This is a genomic window from Falsiroseomonas sp. (assembly GCF_041690465.1).
Taxonomy (GTDB): domain Bacteria; phylum Pseudomonadota; class Alphaproteobacteria; order Acetobacterales; family Acetobacteraceae; genus Falsiroseomonas.
In genome coordinates this window covers 1-24,523 of record NZ_JAWLHG010000042.1, presented here as the reverse complement: position 1 = coordinate 24,523, position 24,523 = coordinate 1, and the positions used below count along the sequence as shown (strand labels likewise).

Here is a 24,523-nt window from a genome sequence, read left to right as displayed (position 1 = left end):
GCGGCCGGGGGACCGCTCCCCCGACCGGAGCGATCAGACGCCGAGCTTCTTGAAGTCCTCGATCAGCTTCTTCACGGCGTCGCAGGACTTGTCGAAGGCGGCCTTCTCCTCCGGCGTGAACTGCACCTCGACGATCTTCTCCACGCCGCCCGCGCCGATCACCACCGGCACGCCGACATAGAAGCCCGTCTGGCCGTATTCGCCGTTCAGCAGCACGGCACTCGGCAGCACGCGCTTCTTGTCGAGCAGGTAGCTCTCCGCCATCGCGATCGCGCTGGCCGCCGGCGCGTAGAAGGCGGAGCCCTTCTCCAGCAGCTTGACGATCTCGCCGCCGCCATTGGCGGTGCGCGCCACGATCGCGTCGATCTTCTCCTGCGTGGTCCAGCCCATCTTCACCAGGTCGGGGATGGGGATGCCGGCGACGGTGGAGTAGCGCGTCAGCGGCACCATGGTGTCGCCGTGCCCACCGAGCACGAAGGCCGTCACGTCCTCCACGCTCACGCCGAATTCCTGCGCCAGGAACAGGCGGAAGCGGGAGCTGTCCAGCACGCCGGCCATGCCCACCACCTTCTCCGGCGGCAGGCCGGAGCGCTGCTGCAGCACCCACACCATCACGTCGAGCGGGTTGGTGATGCAGATGACGAAGGCGTCGGGGCAATGCGTCTTGATGCCCTCGGCCACCTGGCCGATCACGCCGGCATTCTTGGTGAGCAGGTCGTCGCGGCTCATCCCCGGCATGCGCGGGAAGCCGGCGGTGACGATGACGACGTCAGCACCCGCGATGGCGCTGTAGTCGCCCGCGCCCACCATGTGGCTGTCGAAGCCGTCCACCGGCCCGGACTGCATGATGTCGAGCGCCTTGCCCGCGGCGACGCCCGGGAAGACGTCGAACAGCACCACGTCGCCGAGCTCCTTGAGCCCGATCAGATGGGCGAGCGTGCCGCCGATGTTGCCGGCGCCGACGAGGGCGATCTTCTTCCGGGCCATGCGCAGTCCTCAACCTGGCCCGGCGGCCGATGCGAGGGAGTGCCGGGCATGCCGATGTCAAGGGCGCCGAGCGCCCGGCGGGTGCTTACTCCCGCGGTGCAATATGGGCAAGGCTGGGGCGGGAACGACCGCATGCGCACGCGTCCATCCTGCGTTCAGGATCCGCGCCGGAACGAAAAAGGGCGCCCGCAGGCGCCCCCTTCACCCCGAAGCCCGGCCCGCCGCCTCACAGCGGCATGCAGCGCACCACGTCGTCATGGCCGCGCGCCAGCGTGGCGAGCGTGCCCTCCGGGCATTCGCGCTGCGTGTAGTTCGCCACCGGCAGGCCGCGCTGCCAGCCGGCGATGCTGCTGCGCGCCGGGGCGCAGACGCGGCGGCCGTTGCGGCGCGTGCAGCTTGACGCCGCCTGCCGGGAAACCGTCGCCGCCGAGGCGCCGCGCACCACCACGCCGCTACGCGAGGTCCGCACATCGCCGGGCCTGAGCGCCGCGCGCCGCTGCGTCGCCTGGCGCGCGCTGCGCTGCCGTGTCGCCTGCTGGCGCGAGGCCTGCTGCCGTGCCGCCTGCGGCCGGGCCTGCTTGCCCGCCTGCTGCGCCGGTCTGCTCGCCGCCTCCCCCCTCGTCGCGTCCCGCGTCGCGGCTTCGGCCGCGGGGATTGCACAGGAAAGGGTGATGAGGACGAGCAGGATGCGTCGCATGCGTTCTGTATTCCCCCGTTCTGGTCACCATCCCCGGCCGTGCCGAGGGCGGGTCCCCCCGGACCCAGAAACAATCCCCACCACTCCCTTGGCGCATCGCGCCGTGATCTGTCAACGCCGCACGACAGGATTCAGGGAAGATGCGGACGGCTCCGCCAGTCCCGGCTCTGCATCTCGTGCAGTCGGCTCGCAGTGCGCGCAAACATCGCCGCATTCTCGCCTTTTTCGTAAATGCGGTCGGGACTTGCCGCGGCACTTGCAACAAGCTTAACGCGGTGTTCGTAGAGTGCATCCACCAGCGTGATGAACCGTTTTGCCTTGTCGAAATTCTCCGCACCAAGTCTCGGAATTTCATCAAGCAGCAGCGTGTGGAAATGCGTCGCCACCGCGAGGTAGTCGGCGGGACCGAGCGGCTTTCCGCACAGCGCGTCGAAATCGAATCGCGCCACGCCCTCCGCCGCCTGCGGCACCTCGATCGCCCGGCCGAGCAGGGTCAGCCGCGTCGGCTCGCCGCGTTCGTGTCCCGTGAGTTCGCGGAAGGCGTTGTCCATCGCCGCCTCCGCCCGCGCGCCGAGCGGCATGTACCAGCTCGGCATGTCCAGCAGCCGTTCCCGCCGGTAGTCGCGCGCGGCTTCCAGCACCAGCACCTCTAGCCGCCGCTTGATCAGCGCGATGAAGGGCAGGAAGGCGTCGCGGCCGGGCCTGCCCTTGAACAGGTCGTCCGGCGTGGTGTTGGAGGTCGCCACCACCACCGTCCCCCGCGCGAACAGCGCCTGGAACAGCCGCCCCAGGATCATCGCATCCGCGATGTCGTGCACCTGGAACTCGTCGAAGCAGAGCAGCGCCGCCTCCGCCGCGATGCCGTCGGCCAGCGGCGGGATCGGATCGGCGGTATCGCCGTGCTTCTTCTTCCAGGCATGGATGCGTGCATGCACGCGGTGCTGCATGAACTCGTGGAAGTGGATGCGCTCCTTCCGCGCCACATCCGCCGTCTCGAAGAACAGGTCCATCAGCATGGACTTGCCGCGCCCGACCTCGCCGACGAGGTAGAGCCCCATCGGCGTGCCCGCCGGCGCCTCTTCCGGCGCCACCGGCTTGCGGCGCAGGAAGCGCCCGAAGAAGCCGCCCTGCTCGGGCTCCTCCGGATGCGGGTCGTAGCCGCGGGTGCGCCGCCACAGATCCTGCAGCACCTCCGCCGCGCGCATCTGCGCGGGGTCGGCCTGCAGCGTGCCGGCGGCGACCATGGCGCGGTAGGCGGGCAGCGGGCCTTCGTTCCGGGCCGCCGCGGCAGGCGCAAGATCCATCCGGGCGCGATACTCCCGGTGCGCCGCGCCAGCAACCGCCGCGCCGCCTGGCGCCCGCCAGTTGACGCCGCCCGGGGCCACCACGCAGCCTGCCCGCGCCATGCCCCCCCTGCCGTCCCCGCCGCGCGCCGCCCTGCTCTACGCGCCGGACGGCTATGACACCTCCCGCCCGAAGCTGATGGGCCGGCACGCCGCCGGCGAAGGCTTCCTGGCCGGCCTGGTCCGCCATGCCGGCTTCGACCGCATGGTCGCGCTGACCCGCGGCGAGGCGGATGCCGAGGCGTTCCGCCGCCATGTCGCCGCCCTCGGCGCGACCGTCCCGGCCCAGGCCATCCCGGACGACCAGCTGCACCGCCTCGGCGCCATCGGCTGCCTGCTGCTGCCCGGCCCCGGCCTCGGCGGCTTCGCCTGGCGCCGCCGCCGCGCCGGCGAGGCCGCCGCCTTCTCGCTGGTCGGCGTCACCCACACCATCGCCTCCGCCGGCGCGATGGATTCGATCGTGGAAAGCCTGGTCGCCCCGGTGCAGCCCTGGGACGCGATCGTCTGCACCTCGCACGCCGTGCACGGCGCGGTGCGCCGCCTGCTGGACATGCAATCCGCCTATCTGGCGCGGCGGCTCGGCGCCACCCGCGTCGAGGGCCCCGCGCTGCCGGTGATCCCGCTCGGCGTGGATTGCGCCGCACTCGCCCCCGATCCGGCCGCCCGCGCCGAATGGCGCGCCCGGCTCGGCCTCGGCGCGAACGACATCGCGGTGCTGCACCACGGCCGCCTGTCCTTCCACGCCAAGGCGCATCCGCTGCCGATGTTCCTCGCCCTCGCCCGCGCCGCCGGGCGCGCGCCGGCGGGGGCCAGGGTGGTGCTGATCCTCTCCGGCTGGTTCGCCGACGAGACCCAGCGCCGCGCCTTCCACGAACAGGCCAGGGCGGTCGCCCCCAACCTCGCCATCCGCCTGGTCGAGCGGCCGGAGACCGGCACCACGCTGCGCAGCGCCGCCGATCTCTTCACCCTGCTCTCGGACAACGTGCAGGAGAGCTTCGGCCTCGCCCCGGTGGAGGCGCTCGCCGCCGGCCTGCCGGTGGTCGGCGCCGACTGGGACGGCCTGAAGGACACCATCCGCCACGGCGAGACCGGTTTCCGCATCCCCACCACGGTGGCCGGGGTGATGCCTGACCTTGCCGAGCGCCACGATGCCGGCTTCGACAGCTACGACGCCTTCATCGCCGGCATCGCGCAATCCACCGCCGTGGACATCCCCGCCGCCACCGAGGCCTTCGCCGCGCTGATCGCCGATCCTGGCCTGCGCGCCCGCATGGCCGCGGCGGCGCGGCAGGACGCCCTGGCGCGCTTCGACTGGCCGGTCGTGATCGCCCGCTGGCGGCTGCTGTGGGAGGAGCTGGCCCGCATCCGCCGCGCCAGCCGGATCGAGCGCGCCGCGCCTCTACGCGGCGAGGAGCGCGTGCCCCACCGCCCAGACCCCGCGCTGCTGTTCCCCGACTACCCGACCCGTCGCCTGATGCCCGAGTCCCGTCTGGCGCTGCCCCCCGGCGCGACCGCGGCATCGAGCATGGAGCGCCTGCTCTCCCTCGCCGCCCTGCCCGGCGCCGCCCCACGCCGCGACCTGCTGCCCGGCGCCGACGCTCTCCGCGTGGTGTTCGACCAGCTCGCCACCGGCCCCGCCACCGCCGCGCAGCTCACCGCCGAGCTGCCGCCCGCCCGCGCCTGGCGGATGCAGCGCGCCTTCGGCTGGCTGCTGAAGATGGACCTGGTGCGGCTGGCGTAGCCGGCGGGTTCAATCCCCGACCGCCTCCGCCTCCACCTCGAACAGGAAACGCGGATCGGCCAGCCCCGCCACCACCAGCAGCGTGCTGGCCGGCGCATGGCTGCCGAGGAACTTCTCGCGTTCCGCCCGCCAGGCCGGGATCAGCGCCCGGTCGGTCAGGAACACGCCCATCTTGACGATGTTCGCCGGCCCCATGCCCTGCGCCTTCAGGATGGCGCCGAGATTGGCCAGCGCCTGTGCGATCTGCGCCTCGCCGCCGGCCGCCACCATGCCGTCCGGCGCGACCCCGATCTGGCCGGAGATCACCAGCCGCCGCCCCTCGCCCGCGACGGTGGCCGCGTGGGAATAGCGCGAGCCCGGCTTGTGCACGCCGGACGGGTTCTCGAACTTCACGCTCATCGCCGGTCCTCCCGAGTGGTCTCATGCCGCCGTCGGTCTTTGACCGATGCCGAGGCCGCGAATGCGGCCCGGTGCCTGAGGGCGAAGGAGAGCTGATACCATCGGTCAACGACGTTGGCCGATGCTATCAGCCGCGCGGCAGCTCCTCCACCTCGATCCCGCCGGGGCCGAGCGGCACCGAGGGCGGCGCCGCGCCCTCCACCAGCCAGGGGCGCAGCGCGCGGCGGATCTGGAACTCGAACTCCACGTTCAGCTCCTGCATCGCCTGGCGCACCGCCTCCTCGGCGGCGCGGCCGCGGGCGGCGGCGCTGGTGCCGTCCGGCAGGGTGCGCTGATGGCGCGCCTGCGTCTCGACGAAACCGACGCGCCTGCCCTCGCCGGACAGCACCTCCAGCCGCGACTGCAGCAGCACCGAGATCCGCTCCCCGGGATCGCCGGCGAACAGACCGGTCAGGCCGCCGGCGGCCCGAAGCGGCTCGCGGCGGAACTCGGCGCGCTCGACGATGAAACGCGCCTTGCCCTCGGTGCCGGTCGGCACCAGCCGGTCCTGCGCCATGCGCAGCATCTCCCGCTCCGGCCGCACCGGCGCCGGCTCGTCCACCCGCACCGCGCCGGCGGCGGGGTCCGCCAGCTCCAGCTCGGCCACGTTCAGCCGGATGGGCGTCAGATGCCCGTAGCCGCTGACCAGCGGCGGCAGCGCGGCCGGCTGCTCCCCGCCGGCGCAGGCGGCGACCAGCGGCAGGGCGAGGAACAGGCTGCGGCGGGGCAGCAGGGGGAGGCGTCTGGCGTCCATGCCGACCATTCTACGACGGAAAGGGTCCGGATTGGAAAGTCACGCCCTGCCCGCCCGGCTCTGCACCTCGTCGCGCGCGAAGCGGAAATCGATGTTGCAGAACTCGCAGGTCATGGTGATGGCGCCCTCCTCGGCCATGTGGTCGAGGTCGTCGGGCGGGAATCCCTCCAGCACCCCCGCCAGCCGCGCGCGGGAGCAGCGGCAGCCATAGGACAGCGCCCGCGGACGATCGAGCGCCAGCCCCTCGGCGTGGAACAGCCGGTGCAGCAGCCGCTCGCCGGTTAGCCCGTCATCCAGCAATTCCCCCGCGGTGATGGTGCCGGCGAGCACCTGCGCGGTGCGCCAGGCCTCCTCCTGCGCCTCGGCATCGGCCTGCGGGTCCACGCCGCCTTCGCCTGCGACCTTCTCGATCACCAGCGCGCTGGCCCGCCACCCCGCCTCGGTGCGGGCGCAGGCCAGGTGCACCTGGCTCTGCAACTGCTCGGAGGTGCGGAAGTAGCTGCCGGTCATGTCCGCCAGCGTCACGCCCTCCAGCGCGACGATGCCCTGGTAGCGGTCCATCTCCGGGCCCTGGTCGCAGGTGAAGGCGAGATAGCCGGTGCCGAGCAGCGCGCCGGCCGGCGGCTCGGGCTCGGCCTTCAGCATGCGCGCCAGCTTCTTCGCATCGGCGCGGGCATAGCCGCGCAGCGCGCCCGATTCGGTGCAGTCGGCCAGCAGCATCGGCACCGGCCCGTCGCCCTTCGCCTGCAGGCTGAACGATCCGCGGAACTTGAGCGCGGTGGCGAGCGCGGCCGTCAGCGCCATCGCCTCGCCCATCAGGCCCAGCACGGCGGGGTGCAGGGCGGAATGACGGCCGAGCAGCGCCTCGGCGAGCGGCCCGAGCCGCACCAGCCGGCCACGGACTGGCTTCAGGTGCAGGTGGAAGGGCTGCACGCCGCGCGGCACCACCAGGTCAGGAACCGGGGGACGGTCGTGGTTCAGGAAGGCAGGCGTGGCGGAGGGCAGGGTGGGATCGGTCAAGGAGCGTATGGCCCGGCTGGGTGAGGGGAGGGGCCATAGATGGGGGCGCCTGCCGCGTCCGGCCACCGCCCCTGCACCACTGCCGCCCGGGCGCGTGCTACTCGCCGATGCCGAACAGCCGGTTCAGCAGGCTGCGCCGCTGCGGCTGCACCACCGGCGTGTCGCCTTCGGTGCTGTCGCGGCCGAGCGCCGCATTCTCCCGCAGGCGCTGGGCCTCGCGCGTCGGGTCCACCGCGATGCCGGGCTGCGCCGATCCCGCGCGCCAGAACATCAGGCGGTCCACCACGTCTTCGGAGGGCCGGTCGAGCCGCAGGCTCTCCTCGTCCACCCGGCGGCGGATGCCGTCATCCACCGGCCCGCCGGCGCGGGCGATCAGCGCGCGCTCCGCGGCCGAGGGCGCGCCGGCGCTGGTGGCGCCCGGGGCGAGGATGGCGCCGGCCGAGCGCGCCTCGTCCTGCGGCCGCGCCGCGCCGGGCAGCGGCGGCGGTAGGTCGCCGAGGGCGGGCGGCACCGAGAGCGGCGCGCGGGTGGTCACCTGGAATTCATCCGGCGGGTCGCGGGTGAAGCCGAGGGTGCGGGCGGTATCCGGGCCGCAGCCGGCCAGCGCCAGCAGCAGCGGGAAAGCGAACAGGGCGGGGCGCAGGGTCATGGCGATGAACGCTTAACGCTGCCGGAGGGCCGGAACAAGGCATCCGCGACAAGTGCAACCACGCCGAGCACGATGGCGGCGTCCGCCACGTTGAACACGTACCAGTGCCAGCCCCAGGCATGGGCGTCGAGGAAATCGGCCACCGCGCCGAAGCGGAGCCGGTCGATCACGTTCCCCACCGCGCCCCCGATGACGGCGCCGAGTGCCAGCGCCGTGGTCCGGTTCTCCGCGCGCCGCAGCCAGACCAGCAGGAAGCCCGCGATGGCCAGCGCCAGCGCGCCGAGCGCGACTTGCGTCCAGCCCGCGTCGCCCGCGAGCATCCCGAAGGTCACGCCGCGATTCCAGACCATCGTCAGGTCGAAGCCGAAGGGGCCGAGGTCGAGCAGCGGGATATGCCGCACCTCCGGCAGGTTCAGCACGTCCAGCATGAACCATTTGGAGAGCTGGTCGGCGACCAGGATGATCGCGGCGAGGGTCAGGCCGGTGCGGAGCATCAGGCCGGCTGCGCCTCCACCACGGCCTCGCAGCGGCGGCAGAGCGTCGGGTGGGCGTGGGACTGCCCCACTTCCGGCAGCACGCGCCAGCAGCGGTCGCATTTGGTGCCGGGGGCTACATCTGCGCGAACCCCGACCAACAAGCCCGTGGCGCTGTCATGGTCCGAACCAAACTTCAGCGCGACACCAGAGACGATGCAGATCTCAGCCCACTCGTCGGCCGAAAGCAAAGCGCTGTCGCGCTCCTCGAGTGTCAGCTCTAGAGTTGCCTGGAGGCTCGAACCGATCACCCCTTCTATGCGGCGCTTCTCGAGCGTCATGGTCGCATCTCTGCGGATCTCTCTCACCCGCTCCCACTTCGCCGCCAGCGCCTCGTCCTTCCACCCCTCCGGCAGCACCGGCCAGTCCCGCAGATGGATGCTGTCGTTCTCATCCGGGAACCGCGCCAGCCACGCCTCTTCCGCGGTGAACACCAGCACCGGCGCCAGCCAGGCCGTCAGGCAGCGATGCAGCTGGTCGATCACCGTCCGCGCGCTGCGCCGCCTCAGCGAATCGCGCGCGTCGCAGTAGAGCGAATCCTTGCGGATATCGAAGTAGAAGGCCGAAAGGTCGGAAGCGCAGAAGGCGTGGATCTCCGGATAGACGCCGGTCCAGTCATGCGTGCGCTGCGCCGTGCGCAGCTTCGCATCCAGCTCCGTCAGCCGGTGCAGCACCCACCGCTCCAGCTCCGGCAGCTGCGCATGCTCCACGATCTCGGACTCGTCGAACCCGTCCAGGTTGCCCAGCAGCCAGCGCAGCGTGTTGCGGATGCGCCGGTACAGCTCGCCCTGCTGCTCCAGGATGTTCTTGCCGATGCGCTGGTCCTCGGTGACGTCGGTGTTCATCACCCACAGCCGCAGGATGTCCGCGCCCGACTTCCCCACCACCTCCTGCGGCGCCACCACGTTGCCGAGCGACTTCGACATCTTGCGGCCCTGCTCGTCGAGCACGAAGCCATGCGTCAGCACCGCCTTGAACGGCGCCGCGCCGCGCGTGCCCACCGATTCGAGAAGCGAGGACTGGAACCAGCCGCGATGCTGGTCCGACCCTTCCAGATACAGGTCCGCCGGCCAGGGCAGCCCGCGCTGCGGCGTCAGGACGAAGGCGTGGGTGCTGCCGCTCTCGAACCAGACATCCACGATGTCCATCACCTGCTCGTAGTCGTCCGGGTTCCGTCCATGACCCAGGAATCGCTGCGCCGCGCCCGGCCTGTACCACGCATCCGCGCCTTCCTCGGTGAAGGCCGCGACGATGCGGTCCATCACCGCCTGGTCGCGCAGCGGCTCGCCGGTCGCCTTGTCCACGAAGACGGCGATCGGCACGCCCCAGGCGCGCTGGCGGCTGATGCACCAGTCCGGCCGGTTCTGCACCATGCTGCCGATGCGGTTGCGCCCGATGTCGGGCACGAAATGCGTCGCCGCGATGGCCTCCAGCGACTTCGCACGGATGGTATTCGCATCATCCATCGCGATGAACCATTGCGGCGTGGCGCGGAAGATCACCGGCTTCTTCGACCGCCAGCTATGCGGATAGCTGTGGGTCAGCCTGCCCTTCGCCACCAGCGTCCCCAGCGCCTCGGTCGCGGCGTACACCGCGTCATGCGCCTTCCACACATGCAGCCCGGTGAAGCCCGGCGCGTGCCGCGTGAAGGTGCCGTCGTCATCCACCGTCTCCGGCACCGGCAAGCCATGCGCGCGGCCCAGAAGAAAATCGTCCTCGCCATGGCCGGGCGCGATGTGCACGAAGCCGGTGCCGGCTTCCGTGGTGACGAAGTCGCCGGGCAGCAGCGGCACGTCGAAATCGTAGCCGCCAGCCGCCTCCGCCCATCCGCGCAGCGGATGCGCCGCGATGGCGCCTGCCAGCTCAGCGCCCTTCAGCACGCGCTTCACCGTATGCGCGCCGAGCCCCGCATCCTTCTCGAACTGCGGCAGCAGCGCGAGCGCGACGATGAGGAACTCGCCGACCTTCAGCGCGCTGCCTTCGGCCACGCCCTCCACATGCACCAGCGCGTAGTCGATCTCCTCGCCATAGGCGACGGCGCGGTTGCCGGGGATGGTCCAGGGCGTGGTGGTCCAGATCACCACGCTGGCGCCTGCCAGATCCTCCGACCCCGCCTGGTGCAGCGGGAATCGCGCCCAGAGCGTCGGCGAGACATGGTCGTGGTATTCGATCTCGGCTTCGGCGAGCGCCGTCTTCTCCACCGGGCTCCACATCACCGGGCGCAGGCCGCGATAGAGCGAGCCGTTCATCAGGAAGCGCCCGATCTCCCCGGCGATGATCGCCTCGGAGGGGAAGTCCATCGTCGCGTAGCGGTTCACCCAATCGCCCGCCACGCCCAGCCGCTTGAACTCGTCGCGCTGGATGCCGAGCCAGTGCTGCGCATAGGCGCGGCACTCGGCGCGGAATTCGAGGACGGGAACCTCGTCCTTGTTCTTCTTCTTCGCGCGGTATTCCTCCTCGACCTTCCACTCGATCGGCAGGCCGTGGCAGTCCCAACCGGGGACGTAGTCGGCGTCGTGGCCGGCCATCTGCGCCGCGCGGTTCACCACGTCCTTCAGGATCTTGTTGAGCGCGGTGCCGATGTGCAGCGGCCCGTTGGCATAGGGCGGCCCGTCATGCAGCACGAATTTCGGCCGCCCCGCGGATTGCGCGCGCAGCCGCTCCCACAGGCCGAGCTTCTCCCACCGCGCCAGCCAGCCCGGCTCGCGCTTCGGCAGGTCGCCGCGCATGGGAAAGTCGGTCTTCGGCAGGATCACGGTGCCGCGGTAGTCGCGGGCGGGCTGTTCGGGGGGGACGTCGTTCATGGATGCGGCTCTCGGGCGGCCGGTCGGGGCCGCGGGGGTCGGGGGCGCGTGCGGAGAACCCGGCCTTCAGGCGAAGGCCGGGCGGATAATTCGCGGTGAACGCCAGGACCGGAACATGCGGCACATATGCGGACGGGGCCCCGCCAGGGTCAAGCACCGGGCGCAGGACGGACTTGCAGGCCCGACCGCATCGTCCGATCATCCCGCCGCCGCGAACGGAACGCCCATGACCGCTGCGCCGCCAACCGCGCCGCCGCCGCTTGGTCCGCCGAGACGCGAAGCGCCGGTGACCGCGGCGCAGCGTTTTCGCTGGCTTGGCGAAATGATAGGCTTGAAGGGCATGATCGCTGCTGCGGCTATCAGCCTGCTCGGCGGCGCTCTTTGGTTCACCGCGGACCTTGCGCGTGCATCCGCCACCCAGATGCTCGGCCTCGGGCGAGCGGTGGAAGCCAGCTGGACCTGCCTAGCCCGTGAGGCGTGGCAGCTCGTCGCCGCCGGTCAGGTGCCGCCCGCGCAGCGCTTCAGGGTGGTCATCGCGCGCCTGGATCATGACCACGACGGCACCTACACCCGGACCCTGGCCGGGGCGTTCCGCGGCGAGCGCAGCTTTGAGGTGCGCGAGTCCTGCCTCGGCATCGGTGCCAGCCACGACATGCGGCTGCAGCGTGCCGAAGCCGAGGGCCTGGAGGCAGCCCGGGCCCTGGCGCGGCGCACTGGCGCGCACCTCGTCATCTGGGGCGAGGTGGCGGGTGCCGGGGAGCATATCCTCCGGCTCTGGTTCACCAACCCGGGCGAGCCCACGGAGGCCGGCCCCCGCGATTGGCGGCTTGAGGGCGGCCTGCTCGGGCAAGGCTTCCAGGACCAGTTCGCTGCGACGATCCAGGCCATCGCGCTCGGCGCACTGCGACCGGTGGTGGAGACCGGCGACGCCGCACGGATGGCGGAGCTGAGCGACAGCCTCGTTCCGCGCCTGTGGCAGCTGGCGGAGCGTCCGCCGTCCAGCTTCTCCGTCGGACAGCGTGACGAGCTCCGGCTGGTGCTGGCCGACGCGCTGGTGCTCGCCGCGCGCTGGGGCAGAGACCGCGGAGTCGCCGGCCAAGCCGTCTCGCTCTACCGCGCCATGCTCGTCGACGGCCGCGAGCGGGACAGGCTGGAGCGCGCGATGTTACGTCATCGCATCGGACTCGCCTTGCTGGCCGGCGATCCGTCGATCTCTGCGGCTACGGCCGATACGGTGGTCGAGGAACTCGGCGCCGCGCTCGCCGCCTATGGCGAAGCTGGGCGCGACCTGCAGTGGTGGCTGGTCTTCGAGCGCCTGCCCGGTCCGCTTCGTGCGGTCGCCGGCGCCGGCGAGGCGGCGCTGCGGCGCGCCGTCGCGCTGCTGCAGGGCGAACTCCGCAGGATCGACGTGCGGGCGCAGGAGGTGCGCTGGCGCAAGGTGGCGGAGGAGACCGCGCTCACCCTTCTCGATCTCGGCGCCTCGGGCGACCGGGTGGCGCTGCAGGAGGCTGAGGCGCTCTTGCGGGCGATCCTGCCGCTGACGCCCGCTTCCGAACGGTGGTCGCGCGCCTGGATCAAGGCCATGCTCGCCCGGACGCTGCTCCGCATCGGCGAGGACGGCCCCGACGAAGCGCTGCAGGAAGCCGTCGCCCTGCTCGATGAGGCCTTGCCGGCGCTTCCAGAGGTCATCGCGTCGCGTGATGGCCATGTGGCGGACAGGCTCGCTGCGCTCGGTCTGCTGCAAGGCCGGGGCCATGTTGCCGCGTTCGTGCGCCTGGTCGGCGTGGCGCGGGATCGCTTGCGCAAGGCCGCCGCGGAACACCCGGCCGCGCGCGCCGAGGCGCAGCTCGATCTGTCGGAGCTGCTCGTTAGTTTCGTGCGCGGTAGGCGAGGCGAGGTCCGGGAGGGGGTGGCCCTGGCGGAGCAGGTGCTGGAGAGTGGTGCTGGTCTGGGTCCGATCCCGGCTGACGACATGGTGCCGGAAACGCTCCTGCGTGCACGCTTGTACATGTGCCTCGGGCTGTGGCACCTTGCGTGGCTAGGCGAGGAAGGGCGGCCGGGCGAAGCGCTTGCCGCCTGCGAGGCGGTGGGCGAGGAACTTCATTCTCTTCCCGAGGGCCCCGAGCGGCGCGATCTGCTCGAAAAGTGGGAGTACCTTTCCCGCCTAGTCTTTATCCTCGTTGGAAGCGACGACCGTCTCTCGCGAGAGCGGGCGCTCATCGAGTGGCTCAGCACCGGCGACAGGGCGAAACGGCTGGAGGTTGATCCGCGCCGCCTTCGATTCCGCTCGGCACTGAACAAGTTGGCGGAGACTGCGGAGACTAGGGCCGAGGCTGCCGGGCAGGAGGAGCGGGCCGCCTTCGTCGCCGCAGCCCGGGAAGGGCTTGCCGCGGCCGAGGAGAAGCTTGCCCAGCCCGGGGTGGCCCGCCAATGGCAGGAGCGGGCTTGGCTGCTGCTGGAGCAGGCCGAATCACTCGCCATGCTCGGAGCCCTGGGCGACGAGGCGGCGGCGCAGCGCGCGCTGACGCACTTCGAGCAGGCCGAGGCAGCCATCGAACGGCTCAATGCGCCCTTCCTGTGGTCGCGAATCCGCGTCCGCACCGCCGAATCCCTGCTGCTGCTCGCCCCGACGCTCGGCGGAGACACACTTGCGAAGGCGCGCCGCGCCGCGACCGAGGCGCGGGACGCGCTCCTCGAACTGGACGCCCCGGCCTTCCTGCGCGACGCCGAGGCCTTGCTGGCAGAAGTTCCGCCCGACCAGTGAACCAGCCGGGGCCTCACCACAGCCACGCCTGTGCGCCCCACACCGCCGCGACGCCCGCGGGGATCGAGAGCCCCATGTTGCGCGTCACGACCTGCACGCCCACCACCGTCGCCGCGCCGATCCAGGCCGGCAGCGCGCCCGCCACAAGCGGCGGCGTCACATAGGCCATGAACAGCGCGCCCGGCAGGTGGCGCAGCATCGCCTCCACGAACTCGGGCGGTCGGAAACTCCGCAACAGCGCATAGCCGCCGGCCCGGCAGGCATAGGTCACCAGCGCCATGCCGAGGATCGCCACCAGGACCTCCGGACGGACGGTCATCGCGACCCTTTCCGCCCGCGCATCTCCCGCCACGCCCCCAGGGTCGCGCCGGCGAAGGTGCCGGCCAGCAGCGGCAGCGGCACCGGCAGCCCCGCCCGGTGCGCCGCCAGCGCCACCACGCCGGCCAGCAGCCAGGGCAGCAAGTCCACCCGCACCCCGCGCCACAGTCCCACCAGGATCGAAAGGAACGCCGCCACCGAGGCGAAGTACAGCGGATGCCCCGCCGGCAGCCGCACCGCGCTCGAGGCCAGGTAGCCGGCCGCGGTGGTCAGCACCCAGGCCACCCAGAGCGCCGCGCCGATCCCCAGCAGGTAGCCCGCATCCCGCCCGCCCCGCCGCTGCTCCTGGATCGAGAGCGCGAAGGAATGGTCCACCATGGTCCAGAGCGTGCCCCACAGCCGGATGCCGCGCAGCCGGTCCAGCCAGCCGGCCAGCGCCGCCCCCATCGGCGCCATGCGGCTGTTCACCACCAGCGTGGCGATCACCACCGCCCCGATCGGCACCGGGTCCGACCACAGCTCCAGCGCCACCAGCTGCGCCGCGCCGGCATAGACGATCGCGCTCATCAGCACCGTCTCGGCGAAGGAGAGGCCCTTGGCGTCGGCCAGCACGCCGATGACCAGCCCGAACGGCATCATGCCGATCCACAGCGGCAGGCTGTCCCGCGCGCCGCGCGCCACGCCGTGCCGGGTGAAGACGACGCGCCGCGCCGCCTCGCCGCTCTCGCTCACGGTCGTCTCACCCCTGGCGCGCCGCGATCAGCCGGCTCTCCGCCTCGTCGGGCTCCATCGCCAGTGCGCGCCCCGCCACCTCCCGCCCGAACCCCGCCCGGGCGAGCGCCCCCAGCGCCTTCACCCGCGCCTCCGGCCCGGCCTCGGCGGCGCCGAACGGCCCGATCCGCCGGCGCCGGCAGAAGGCGAGCGCGGCGGCCAGCTCCACCTCCTCGCCCTCCGGCAGGGCGGCGGCAGCGGTCTCGGCGTCCACCCCCTTCTCGCGCAGATGCGCCAGCGTCGCCCGGCGGGATCGGCCGGCGCGCTGCAGCCGGCGGGCACGGCTGCCGGCGAAGGCCGCATCGTCCACATTGCCCTGCGCCGCCATCCGCCGCGCCACCGCCGCGGCCGCCTGCTTCGCCGCGGCGGCGCGGCCGGCGACATCCTCCTGCCCCTCGGCCTCGGCCGCCCGCGCCCATCGCTCCACCCGCCGCGCCAGCACGCGCCGCAGCCCCGCCTCGGTCGCCGCGAAGCGGGCAAGATGCGCCAGCGCCGCCTCGGCCAGGCGGCTCTCATCGGGGGGAGCGCCGGCCGGGCGCACCGGATCGCGCGCGCTGCGCCGCCTCGCATCGGACATCCAGCCCTTGTGCCACGGCGCCCCGGGCCAAGACGACCCCTCCACCGCGCGGCGCATCAATGTTGCGCGTGCAGGGCCGCGCCGTCTCCCGGATCGCAACCGGACGGTTCGGCGGACGTTCCCATACGCACCACGAAATGCCGGAGAATGTCCAGATGATCCCCCGCAAGCACACGCTGTTGATGACCACCACCGCCGCGCTCTGCGCCCTGCCGTTTCTCGCCTTCGGCCAGGTGCAGCCGAACCCACGCGACGGCACGCCGGGCAACCCGCCCTCCACCGCCACCCAGCGCACCCTCGACCGCGCCACCGGCGAGCGCACCGATGCCGACGGCACCGGCAACAACCCGCCGGGCACCGCAGCCGGCCGCACGCTCGAGCGCGCCGGAGATGCAGCCCAGGGCGCCGCCGAGCGCGCCGGGGATGCCACGAGGCGGGCCGCCGATTCGGTCACGCCGAACACCACGACCACCACCACGCCGAGCGGCACCACGACCACCACCACCACCGGCGCGACCACCACCGGGACGGCCACCGGCACCATGGCGGTGGACAGCGCCCGCATGCAGGGCGGCCGCCGCGCCAGCCGGCTGATCGGCACCAACATCTACAACGAGGCGAACGAGACCGTCGGCGAGGTGGAGGACATCATCATCCCCACCGGCGGCGGCAATCCGGTGGCGATCCTCTCGGTCGGCGGCTTCCTCGGCATCGGCGACCGCCTGGTCGCGGTGCCCTTCGAGCGGCTGCAGCGCGCCGCCGACCGCGACCGCTGGGTGCTGCCCGGCGCCACCAGGGACGGGCTGAAGGAACTGCCCGCCTACTCCCATGAGGAGGCCGACCGGCGCCGCTGACGCCCAGGCGCCATGACCGGGCCCGCGTCGCCGTCCGAGGGCAACGCGGGCCCGCGCCGCCGCGTTCGCAGGGGCAAGGACCCGGAGGACCGATGACCATGACCATGCGACATACGCTGATGGCCGCCGCGGCGCTCTGCGCCGTGCCGATGCTCGCCTTCGGCCAGGCCAATACGGGCGGCAGCAGCATGCAGCCCCAGACCACCCAGACCACGCCCAACCGCTCGCCGGTCGCCGGCAACCCCGCCGCCCGCGACGCCGCCACCACCGGCACCCAGATCACGCCCGGCCCCGGCGGGGTCATCGCCCCGGGCGCCGGCGCGCCGGAGCCGGAGATGAGCCAGATGGAGCGCATCCGGCAGAACCCCGGCAACACCACCGGCACGGATGCGCAGCCGCCCGACACCTCGCATCTCGGCCAGCCCGGCGGCATCGCCCCGGGCGCGGCGGGCAATCCCGGCCAGCGGGCGACCTCCGGCGGCTCCGTCACCGGCACCCCGCCGGTGATCGGCCGCCCCGCCGAGACCACGACCGGCACCACCACCGGCACCATGGCGGTGGACAGCGCCGGAATGCAGGGCGGCCGCCGCGCCAGCCGGGTGATCGGCTCCACCGTCTACAACGAGAACAACGAGAGCATCGGCGAGGTGGACGACATCATCGTCCCGCCCGGCGGCCATCCGCCGGTGGCGATCCTCTCCGTCGGCGGCTTCCTCGGCATCGGCGCGCGGCTGGTCGCCGTGCCCTATGACCGGCTGCGCCAGGACCCCGACCGCGACCGCTGGGTGCTGCAGGGCGCCACCCGGGACAGCCTGCAGAGCCTGCCGGCCTATACCTACGACGCCGACAGCCGCCGCGGCTGAACCCGACCCGCCCGGCCGCGCGGCGAGCGGCCGGGCAAACCCCGGAAGGATACGCGATGACCCGCCTGTTCCTGGCTGCGCTGTTCGCGCTGCCGATCGTCGGCTGCGCCAACCCGAACACCGACGGCACCCCGGGCAACCCGCCCTCCACCGCTGCGCAGCGCGCCTATGACCGCGCCACGGCCAGCGGTCCGACCAGCCCGGACGGCACCCGCGACAACCCGCCGGGCACCGCGGCCGAGCGCGCGCTGGACCGGGCGGCGGGCACCAATACCTCGGGCGCCTTCCCGACGCAGAGCGACGGCATCCCCGGCAACCCGCCCGGCACCGCGGTGGAGCGCACCTATGACCGCGCCACCGGCTCCAACACCTCGGGCGCCTATCCCTCGAACAGCGGCGGCGTGCCGCAGCGCTGAGCCTGGCGAGCCGCTGAGCTTGGCGAGCCGGAGAGGCTAGACCCGAGTTGCCCGGACTCTGTCCTGGCAGCTCGGGTCCAGCCCTTTCGAGCCGGCGATTCACGCCCTGGCGTGCCCGCCTGCGGCGTGCACACCCAGGGCGATCGCGGGCTAGACCCCCTCCGGCCGCCCGGCGATCGCCACCGAGAGCGCCGCCGGCGCCAGCAGGCGCTGCGCCACCGCGGTGGTCCGCGCCTGCGTCAGCGCCCGCAGCCGGTCGCTGCGCTCGTTCAGCCAGCCGATCGCGCGGTCGTTCCGCCGCAGCGCCAGCAGCGTGCCGGCGATGCGGCGGCTGTCAGTGAACTGCAGCGGCAGGTTGCCGGTGAGGAAGGCCACCGCATCCTCCAGCTCCGCCTGCGTCGGCCCCTGCTCGGCCATGCGCGCCCATTCCGCGCGCGTCACCGCCAGCGTCTCCGCCACGCGGGCATTGTCGGTGGCCGACGACCCCACCACCACGCCCTGGCCGAACAGCACGTCGAGCCCCGCGCCGATGCCATAGGCCAGCCCGCGCTGCACCCGCACCGCCTCCATCAGGCGGGAGGAGAAGCCGCCGCCGGCCAACACCCGCAGCACCACCTGCGCCGCCTCCCAGTCCGGATCGGTCACCGGCAGGCCGGGCTGGCCGAACAGGATCGCCGATTGCGGCGCCGGCACCTCCACCACCAGCCGGCCGAAGGCGGTGAAGGGCGGCAGCGGCGCCGGCTCGGGCGGCGCGCCTTCGGGCAGCCCCTGGAACAGCGCCGGCATCACCCGCGCCAGCTCCGCCGCCGAGATCGCGCCCGCGGCCGCGACCAGTACGCCGCCTTCGCGCAGCTGCCGCGCCAGCCCGGCGCGGATCGCCTCCTCCGGGAGGGAGCTCAGCGTCTCCACCGTGCCGTTGGTCGGCCGCCCGGCCGGATGCTCCGGATAGGCCGCCGCCCAGAAGGCACGCCCGACCTGGCCGCGCGGCGTTTCCAGCTGTGCGCGCGCGCCGGCCACCGCCCGCGCCCGCACCCGCGCCACCGCTGAATCATCGAGTCGCGGGCTGCGCATCGCCAGGTTGGCCAGCCGCACCGCCTCGTCCAGCGCCGGGCGCAGCGCCCGCAGCGAGCCCTGGAAGCCGTCGCGCTCGGCGTCGAAGCCGAGCCCGATGCCCGCGTCGCGCAGCGCGTCGGCGAAGGCGACGTTGTCGAGCGGCCCGGCACCCTCCGTCAGCAGCGCCGCCCCCATGGCCAGCGCCCCGCCATGCTCCGCCGGGTCGAGCGCCGCTCCGCCGTGCCAGCCCCAGGCCAGGGAGACGACGGGAACCGAATGGTCCTCGATCAGCCAGGCGGAATGCCCGCCTTCCGAAACCTGCTGGATCTCAAGCCGGAAAGGAGTGGTCACAGCCGCACCTCCACCGGCGCCGGAATCCCATCGGGCAGCAGCCATCCGCTGCCCGAGGGTGCCCGCCCGAGCACCGCCGCGGCGGCTTCCGCCACCTGCTCGCGCGTCACCGCGCGCAGCCTGGCCGGCCAGAACTCCACTGCGTCGATCGGCAGCCCGACGGAGAGCGCGCCGCCGATCATCCGCGGCGCCGCGCCAAGCCCGTCGAGCGCCAGCAGCGCGCCGGCGGTCATCTGCCGGATCGCGCGCGCAACCTCCGCCTCGGTCGGCCCGCCTTCGTCCAGCAGGCCCTTCACCACGGCCATCGCCGCCGCCTCCACCCGCGCCGGCTCCACCTCCCGCCGCGGCACGGCGGAGAGGTCGAAATCGGTCCAGGACGCCGCGTCGGAGTTGTAGGAAACCCCCGCCGAGACGGCGAGCCCGGTCTCCACCAGCGCCTTGTGCAGCCGCGATCCGGCGCCGCCGCCCAGCACGTGCCGCAGCACCTCCAGCGGCTCGCCGAGCCGGGTCTCCCCGGCGGTGAGCGAGGGCGCCTGCCAGGAGCGGAGGAACACCGCCTCGCCGCGCAGCCGCGGATCGTTGCGCGAATAGCGCGGATCGGGCGGCGCGGCAGGCGGCGGCGCGCGGTCGCGCGGCACCGGCGGCCCGGCCGGCACCGCGCCCCACTTGTCCTCGACGACGCGCCAGAACTCCTCCGGCTGCACCGCGCCCGCCACCACCAGAACCGCGTTGCCGGGCGCGTAGCGGGCCCGGAAGAAGCGCATCAGGTCGTCATGGGTGATGGCGCGGATCTCGTCCTCCCAGCCGATGATCGGCCGGCCGTGCCAATGCTGCGGCCCCCACATCGCCGCCTGGAAACCCTCGAAATACAGTGCTCGCGGCGAGGAGCCGGTGCGCTGCGAGCGTTCCTCCAGGATCACCCGGCGCTCGGATTCCAGTTCGGCCTCGGGGATCAGCGCGGCGGCGAAGCGATCCGCCTCCATCATCGCCACCAGGTCGAGCCGGCTGGCCTCGACATGCTGGAAATAGCCGGTGACGTCGCGCGAGGTGAAGGCGTTGTCGCTGCCCCCCTCGCGTGCCACCCGTCGGGAGAACTCGCCCGAGGGCACGCGCGGGCTGCCCTTGAACATCATGTGCTCGAGGAAATGCGCGACACCGGACCTGCCCGCCGGGTCCTCGGCGCCGCCCGCGGCGACATAGGCATATTGCGCGACCACCGGCGCCCGCCGCTGCTCGACGAAGGCGACGCGCAGCCCGTTGGGCAGGGTGCGCAGCGTGGCGCCGAACAGCGGCCGCTCGGCGGCGCGTTCGATGGCTGGGGCCAGGCTCTGCCGGGCCAGCACCTCGGCTGGCAGGGTGCCGGCGGCGGCAGCGGCCGCGGCGGCCTGGAGGGCGGTGCGACGTGTCACTGGCTTCATGCGCGCCAAGGTGGCCCCGCGCCGGGGATCGGCCAAGGGCCGCGACAGTATCGAAAGGTGAAGGCGATGCGGGTCGCCAGCCGGGCGTGCGGGCCCAACCGGCCGCCGGCACGATGCGATCGCAAAATCAGAATGACGGGAACGCCGCCAGCGCCCCGGCGCTCAGCCCGCCCCCAGCGCCCACAGCAGCACACCCTTCTGCGCGTGCAGCCGGTTCTCCGCCTCGTCGAACACCACGCTCTGCGGGCCGTCCATCACCTCGTCGGTGATCTCCTCGCCGCGATGCGCCGGCAGGCAGTGCATCACCACCGCATCCGGCGCGGCATGCTTCAGCAGCGCGGCGTTGAGCTGATAGGGCGCCAGCTGGTTGTGGCGGTTCACGACGGCCGCATCGGGCTTCTCGTCCGACATGCTGACCCAGGTGTCGGTCACCACGCAGCGCGCGCCCTTCACCGCCGCCCTCGGGTCGTCCGTCAGCTCGATCGCCGCACCTTCCCGGCGCGCCCACTCCACCAGCTGTGCCGGCGGCGCCAGCTCCGGCGGCGTCGCGATGCGCAGCGTGAAGCCGAAGCGCGCCGCGGCCTGGATGAAGCTCTGCGCGACGTTGTTGCCGTCGCCCGTCCAGGCCACCACCTGCCCGGCGATCGGCCCGCGATGCTCCTCGAAGGTCATCACATCGGCCATGATCTGGCAGGGATGCGAGACATCCGTCAGCCCGTTGATCACCGGCACCGTCGCATGCTCGGCCAGCTCGCGGATCTTCGCCACGTCGCCGGTGCGCAGCATGATCGCATCCACGTAGCGCGACAGCACCCGCGCGGTGTCGGCCGGCGTCTCGCCGCGGCCGAGCTGCATGTCCTTCGACGACAGCACCACCACATCGCCGCCGAGCTGGCGGATGCCAACCTCGAAGGAGACGCGGGTGCGCGTCGAGGGCTTCTCGAAGATCAGCGCAACATGCTTGCCCGCCAGCGGCCGCCCTGCCACCGCGCCCTTCTTGGCCTGCACGCCGAGATCCAGCATCCGCCGCAGCGTCGCCGCATCGTGGTCCATGATCTCGAGGAAGTGGCGGGGGGATGCGCTCCCCCCGCCGGCCACCTTGAGGGCAGCGCTCATTGCGCCGCGACCCTGGAGGTCGAGACTCGCAGGCAGGCGCGGTCGAGCAGCGCGACCGCCTCGTCCGCCTCCGCATCGGTGATGATCAGCGGCGGCGCCACGCGCAGCACGTTCATCCCGGCGGCCACCGTCAGCAGCCCCTCCGCCGCCGCGGCGTCCTGCAGCGCGGTGTTGCTGACCGCCTCGCGCAGCTTCAGGCCGAGCAGCAGCCCGGCCCCCTGCACGCCCTCGATCACCTCGGGGTGGCGGCGCGCCAGCCCTTCCAGCCCGTGCCAGAGATGCCGCGCCACGCGGTCCACGCCGTCCAGGAAACCCGGCGCCAGCACCACGTCCAGCACCGCGTTGCCGGCGGCGCAGGCCAGCGGGTTGCCGCCATAGGTGTGACCATGCGTGCCGGGCTTCAGGTGCTTCGCCACATGCTCCTTGGCGAACACCGCGCCCAGCGGGAAGCCGCCGCCGATGCCCTTCGCCGAGCTCATCACGTCCGGCTCGATCCCCGCCCATTGATGCGCCCAGAGTTTTCCGCTGCGCCCCATGCCGGTCTGCACCTCATCCAGCGCCAGCAGGATGCCGAACTCGTCGCAGGCAGCGCGCAGGTCGCGCAGGAACTGCAGCGAGGCCGGGCGCACGCCGCCCTCGCCCTGCACCGGCTCGATCAGGATCGCCGCCGTCTCCTTCCCGATGGCGTCGCGCACCGCGTTCATGTTGCCGAAGGGCACATGGTCGAAGCCCTGCACCGGCGGGCCGAAGCCGGCGAGGTATTTCGCGTTCCCCGTCGCCGAGATCATCGCCAGCGTCCGGCCGTGGAAGGCGCCCTCGAAGCAGATGGTGCGGAAGCGCTCGGGGTGGCCGTTCTCGGCGTGGTACTTGCGCACCGCCTTGATCATGCCCTCGTTCGCCTCGGCGCCCGAGTTGCAGAACAGCACGCTGTCCGCGAAGGACGCCTCCACATGGCGGCGGGCGAGTTCCTCGGCCTGCGGCACGCGGTAGAGGTTGGACACGTGCATCACCCGCGCCGCCTGCTCGGCGATCGCCTTCACCAGATGCGGGTGGCCATGGCCGATGGAGGAGGTCGCGATGCCCGCGCCGAAATCGAGGAATCGTCGTCCGTCCGCCGTCCACAGGCGCGCGCCCTCGCCCCGCTCGAAGGCGAGGTCGGCGCGGTTGTAGTTCGGCATCAGGGCGGGGATCACGATGTTTCCTCGCTTCCTCAGGCTCCGCGCGGCCCGGAAGCCCATTGCCCCGGCTGGCGCGGAAGCCGGCGAGGATGCCCGAATCGTCTCATAGCGTCAAAATGCGCGCGGGTTGCGAGCCATGCGGGGCGCTCCGTCCCGCCATGCCGTCACTGCGCCGCCTGCACGCCGTCCCGTGCCGCCGTCGCCTTCTGCATGGCCCGGTGCAGCGCGGCCGAGAGCTGCGCCAGGCTGTAGGGCTTGGAGAGCACCGGCGGCCATGCCCCGGCCTCGCCGCGGGCGCCGGCATAGCCGGTCGCCAGGATCACCGGCAGCCCCGGCCGCTCCCGCATCAGCTGCAAGGCCAGCGCCGCGCCGGTCATGCCCGGCATCGCGTGGTCGGTCAGCACCAGCGCCACGTCGCTCCGGCGATGCAGCAGCTCCAGCGCCGCCGCGGCGGAGGAGGCGCAGACCGGGTCGTAGCCCAGCTCCTCCAGCATCGCCGCCGTGCTCTCCAGCACCAGCGGCTCGTCATCCACCACCAGCACGGCGCCGCGGCCGGGTTCCAACTCCGCCTGCCGCGCGTCCGGCGCGGCCGGCGCGGCCGGCGGCCGCGCCGAGACCGGCAGCCAGAGCGTCGCCGTGGTGCCCTCCCCCGGCGCGCTCTCCAGCACCAGTGCGCCGCCCGACTGCGCGGCCAGTCCATGCACCATGGACAGGCCGAGCCCGGTGCCCTGGCCCGGGGCCTTGGTGGTGAAGAAGGGGTCCACCGCGCGCATCAGCGTCGCCTCGTCCATGCCCGCGCCGGTATCGGCGACCGCGACCGTCAGCCACCGCCCCGCCGCCAACCGTCCCTCCAGCCGGCCCTCCTCCAGCGCCAGCCGCACCCGCAGCCGGCCGCCCTCCGGCATCGCATCGCGCGCATTCACCGCCAGGTTGACCAGCGCCAGCTCCAGCGCATGCGGGTCCACCAGCGCCGCCGGCAGCCCCGCCGGCGCATCCAGCTCCAGCGTCACCAGCGGCCCGGCGGAGCGGCGCAGCAGCGCCTCCAGTCCCAGCAGCAGCCCATGCAGGTCCACCGGCACCGGCTTCAGGTCCTGCCGCCGCGCGAAGGCCAGCAGGCGCTGGGTCAGCGCGGCGCCGCGCTCGGCCGCCTGGGTCGCGTTGTCGAGCTGGCGCAGCAGCTCCGGCGCGGATTTCTCGGCCCGCCGCCGGGCGATCGCCAGGTTGCCCAGCACCGCCATCAGCAGGTTGTTGAAGTCGTGCGCCACGCCGCCGGTCAGCTGGCCGAGCGTGTCCATCTTCTGCGCCTCGTGCAGCAGCGCCTGCGCCGACTTCAGCGCCGAGATGTCGCGCGCCTCGGCCACCAGCAGCGAGACGATGCCATCCTCGTCGCGCACCGGCGTGACGGAGAAATCCACCGCCACGCTGCGGCCCTCGGCATCGCGCATCTGCGTCTCGCGCCGCACGAAGCGCCCGGCCGCGCCCTCCGTGATCGCTTCGCGCAGCAGCGCCTGTGTCGCCGCGTCCTGCGGCCACCAGGGCGCCCGCCAGTAGGGCTCGCCGACGACATCGCCGATCCGCGCATCGCCCAGCCGCAGCATCGCCGCATTCGCCTCCAGCACCGTGCCGTCGGGCGAGAGCAGGCCGATGAACTGGAAGGTGGCGTTGAACAGCCCGCGGAACCGCGCCTCGCCCTCCCGCAGGCGGGCATTCGCCTCCGCCAGCGCGCCGGTGCGTTCCGCCACCCGGCGGGCGAGCCCGGCGCGCGCCTCCTCCAGCGCGCGCTGCGCCTGGTGCTCGGTGGTGACGTCGCGGGCGATGCCGAGCAGCCGGCGCGCCTGGGCGCCCTCCACGGTGCGCGCCTCGGCGCGCACGCCGATC

The 24,523-nt window shown here is 73.0% G+C and carries 22 protein-coding genes; 5 read left to right on the top strand and 17 right to left on the bottom strand.

Annotated features, from left to right (window positions below; genetic code table 11):
• Positions 1-33: 33 nt before the first annotated feature.
• The 3 genes from mdh to zapE form a co-directional block, all read right to left on the bottom strand.
• On the bottom strand, positions 34-987 hold the full coding sequence (mdh, locus tag ACESM1_RS25355) for a malate dehydrogenase (protein ID WP_372624017.1): 954 nt from the start codon (positions 985-987) through the stop codon (positions 34-36).
• A 226-nt stretch (positions 988-1,213) separates the two neighbouring features.
• Positions 1,214-1,684 (bottom strand): hypothetical protein, encoded by a 471-nt coding sequence (locus tag ACESM1_RS25350; RefSeq protein ID WP_372624016.1) that lies wholly within the window; start codon positions 1,682-1,684, stop codon positions 1,214-1,216.
• Between the two features lie 131 nt (positions 1,685-1,815).
• On the bottom strand, positions 1,816-2,988 hold the full coding sequence (zapE, locus tag ACESM1_RS25345) for a cell division protein ZapE (protein ID WP_372624015.1): 1,173 nt from the start codon (positions 2,986-2,988) through the stop codon (positions 1,816-1,818).
• 100 nt (positions 2,989-3,088) lie between these two features.
• Between zapE and ACESM1_RS25340 the strand changes: the two genes are divergently transcribed.
• The gene (locus ACESM1_RS25340) at positions 3,089-4,768 is read left to right on the top strand and encodes a glycosyltransferase (RefSeq protein WP_372624014.1); all 1,680 of its coding nucleotides are present in this window, start codon (positions 3,089-3,091) and stop codon (positions 4,766-4,768) included.
• 9 nt (positions 4,769-4,777) lie between these two features.
• Here the strand turns inward: ACESM1_RS25340 and ACESM1_RS25335 are convergent, their stop codons facing one another.
• From ACESM1_RS25335 to ileS, 6 genes are all read right to left on the bottom strand, one after another.
• The gene (locus ACESM1_RS25335; protein ID WP_372624013.1) at positions 4,778-5,167 is read right to left on the bottom strand and encodes a RidA family protein; all 390 of its coding nucleotides are present in this window, start codon (positions 5,165-5,167) and stop codon (positions 4,778-4,780) included.
• A 127-nt stretch (positions 5,168-5,294) separates the two neighbouring features.
• Complete coding sequence (locus tag ACESM1_RS25330) at positions 5,295-5,960, bottom strand: hypothetical protein (RefSeq protein ID WP_372624012.1); 666 nt, start codon at positions 5,958-5,960, stop codon at positions 5,295-5,297.
• Positions 5,961-5,999: 39 nt separating this feature from the next.
• Positions 6,000-6,980, bottom strand: a complete 981-nt coding sequence (locus tag ACESM1_RS25325; RefSeq protein ID WP_372624011.1) for an Hsp33 family molecular chaperone HslO — start codon at positions 6,978-6,980, stop codon at positions 6,000-6,002.
• Positions 6,981-7,077: 97 nt separating this feature from the next.
• Complete coding sequence (locus ACESM1_RS25320) at positions 7,078-7,629, bottom strand: DUF3035 domain-containing protein (RefSeq protein WP_372624010.1); 552 nt, start codon at positions 7,627-7,629, stop codon at positions 7,078-7,080.
• The gene (gene lspA / locus ACESM1_RS25315) at positions 7,626-8,123 is read right to left on the bottom strand and encodes a signal peptidase II (protein WP_372624009.1); all 498 of its coding nucleotides are present in this window, start codon (positions 8,121-8,123) and stop codon (positions 7,626-7,628) included. Before lspA ends, ACESM1_RS25320 begins: the two co-directional genes overlap by 4 nt.
• Positions 8,123-10,966: an isoleucine--tRNA ligase gene (gene ileS / locus ACESM1_RS25310; RefSeq protein WP_372624008.1), complete on the bottom strand. Its 2,844-nt coding sequence runs from the start codon at positions 10,964-10,966 to the stop codon at positions 8,123-8,125. The genes lspA and ileS overlap by 1 nt, the downstream gene beginning before the upstream one ends.
• A gap of 226 nt (positions 10,967-11,192) precedes the next feature.
• On the opposite strand from ileS, the gene ACESM1_RS25305 reads away from it, so the two are divergent.
• A complete protein-coding gene (locus ACESM1_RS25305) occupies positions 11,193-13,730 on the top strand; it encodes a hypothetical protein (protein ID WP_372624007.1) in 2,538 nt (845 codons plus the stop codon).
• 13 nt (positions 13,731-13,743) lie between these two features.
• Here ACESM1_RS25305 and ACESM1_RS25300 read toward each other — a convergent pair whose 3' ends face one another.
• Genes ACESM1_RS25300 through ACESM1_RS25290 form a run of 3 tightly spaced genes read right to left on the bottom strand, consistent with a single transcriptional unit; the run spans position 13,744 to position 15,396 of the window.
• Positions 13,744-14,049, bottom strand: a complete 306-nt coding sequence (locus ACESM1_RS25300; RefSeq protein ID WP_372624006.1) for an AzlD family protein — start codon at positions 14,047-14,049, stop codon at positions 13,744-13,746.
• Entirely contained in the window at positions 14,046-14,780 is a 735-nt protein-coding gene (locus ACESM1_RS25295; protein WP_372624005.1) for an AzlC family ABC transporter permease, read from the bottom strand. Before ACESM1_RS25295 ends, ACESM1_RS25300 begins: the two co-directional genes overlap by 4 nt.
• Positions 14,781-14,787: 7 nt before the next feature.
• Positions 14,788-15,396 carry a regulatory protein RecX gene (locus ACESM1_RS25290; RefSeq protein WP_372624004.1) on the bottom strand — a complete coding sequence of 203 codons (609 nt, stop codon included), beginning with the start codon at positions 15,394-15,396 and terminating at the stop codon, positions 14,788-14,790.
• Between the two features lie 155 nt (positions 15,397-15,551).
• Here ACESM1_RS25290 and ACESM1_RS25285 point away from each other — a divergent pair, with 155 nt between their 5' ends.
• The 3 genes from ACESM1_RS25285 to ACESM1_RS25275 all read left to right on the top strand — a co-directional run bounded on the left by ACESM1_RS25285 (position 15,552) and on the right by ACESM1_RS25275 (position 17,529).
• On the top strand, positions 15,552-16,250 hold the full coding sequence (locus ACESM1_RS25285) for a PRC-barrel domain-containing protein (RefSeq protein ID WP_372624003.1): 699 nt from the start codon (positions 15,552-15,554) through the stop codon (positions 16,248-16,250).
• Between the two features lie 98 nt (positions 16,251-16,348).
• Positions 16,349-17,113, top strand: a complete 765-nt coding sequence (locus ACESM1_RS25280; RefSeq protein ID WP_372624002.1) for a PRC-barrel domain-containing protein — start codon at positions 16,349-16,351, stop codon at positions 17,111-17,113.
• Between the two features lie 56 nt (positions 17,114-17,169).
• A complete protein-coding gene (locus ACESM1_RS25275; protein WP_372624001.1) occupies positions 17,170-17,529 on the top strand; it encodes a hypothetical protein in 360 nt (119 codons plus the stop codon).
• A gap of 150 nt (positions 17,530-17,679) precedes the next feature.
• On the opposite strand, the gene ACESM1_RS25270 is transcribed toward ACESM1_RS25275, so the two are convergent.
• The 5 genes from ACESM1_RS25270 to ACESM1_RS25250 all read right to left on the bottom strand — a co-directional run.
• Positions 17,680-18,933 carry a M16 family metallopeptidase gene (locus ACESM1_RS25270; protein WP_372624000.1) on the bottom strand — a complete coding sequence of 418 codons (1,254 nt, stop codon included), beginning with the start codon at positions 18,931-18,933 and terminating at the stop codon, positions 17,680-17,682.
• On the bottom strand, positions 18,930-20,351 hold the full coding sequence (locus tag ACESM1_RS25265) for a M16 family metallopeptidase (protein ID WP_372623999.1): 1,422 nt from the start codon (positions 20,349-20,351) through the stop codon (positions 18,930-18,932). The genes ACESM1_RS25270 and ACESM1_RS25265 overlap by 4 nt, the downstream gene beginning before the upstream one ends.
• 162 nt (positions 20,352-20,513) lie before the next feature.
• A complete protein-coding gene (gene argF, locus ACESM1_RS25260; RefSeq protein WP_372623998.1) occupies positions 20,514-21,467 on the bottom strand; it encodes an ornithine carbamoyltransferase in 954 nt (317 codons plus the stop codon).
• Entirely contained in the window at positions 21,464-22,660 is a 1,197-nt protein-coding gene (locus tag ACESM1_RS25255; RefSeq protein ID WP_372623997.1) for an aspartate aminotransferase family protein, read from the bottom strand. Before ACESM1_RS25255 ends, argF begins: the two co-directional genes overlap by 4 nt.
• A 149-nt stretch (positions 22,661-22,809) precedes the next feature.
• Positions 22,810-24,523, bottom strand: a 1,714-nt coding sequence (locus tag ACESM1_RS25250) for an ATP-binding protein (protein WP_372623996.1), incomplete at its 5' end; no start/stop codon positions are given.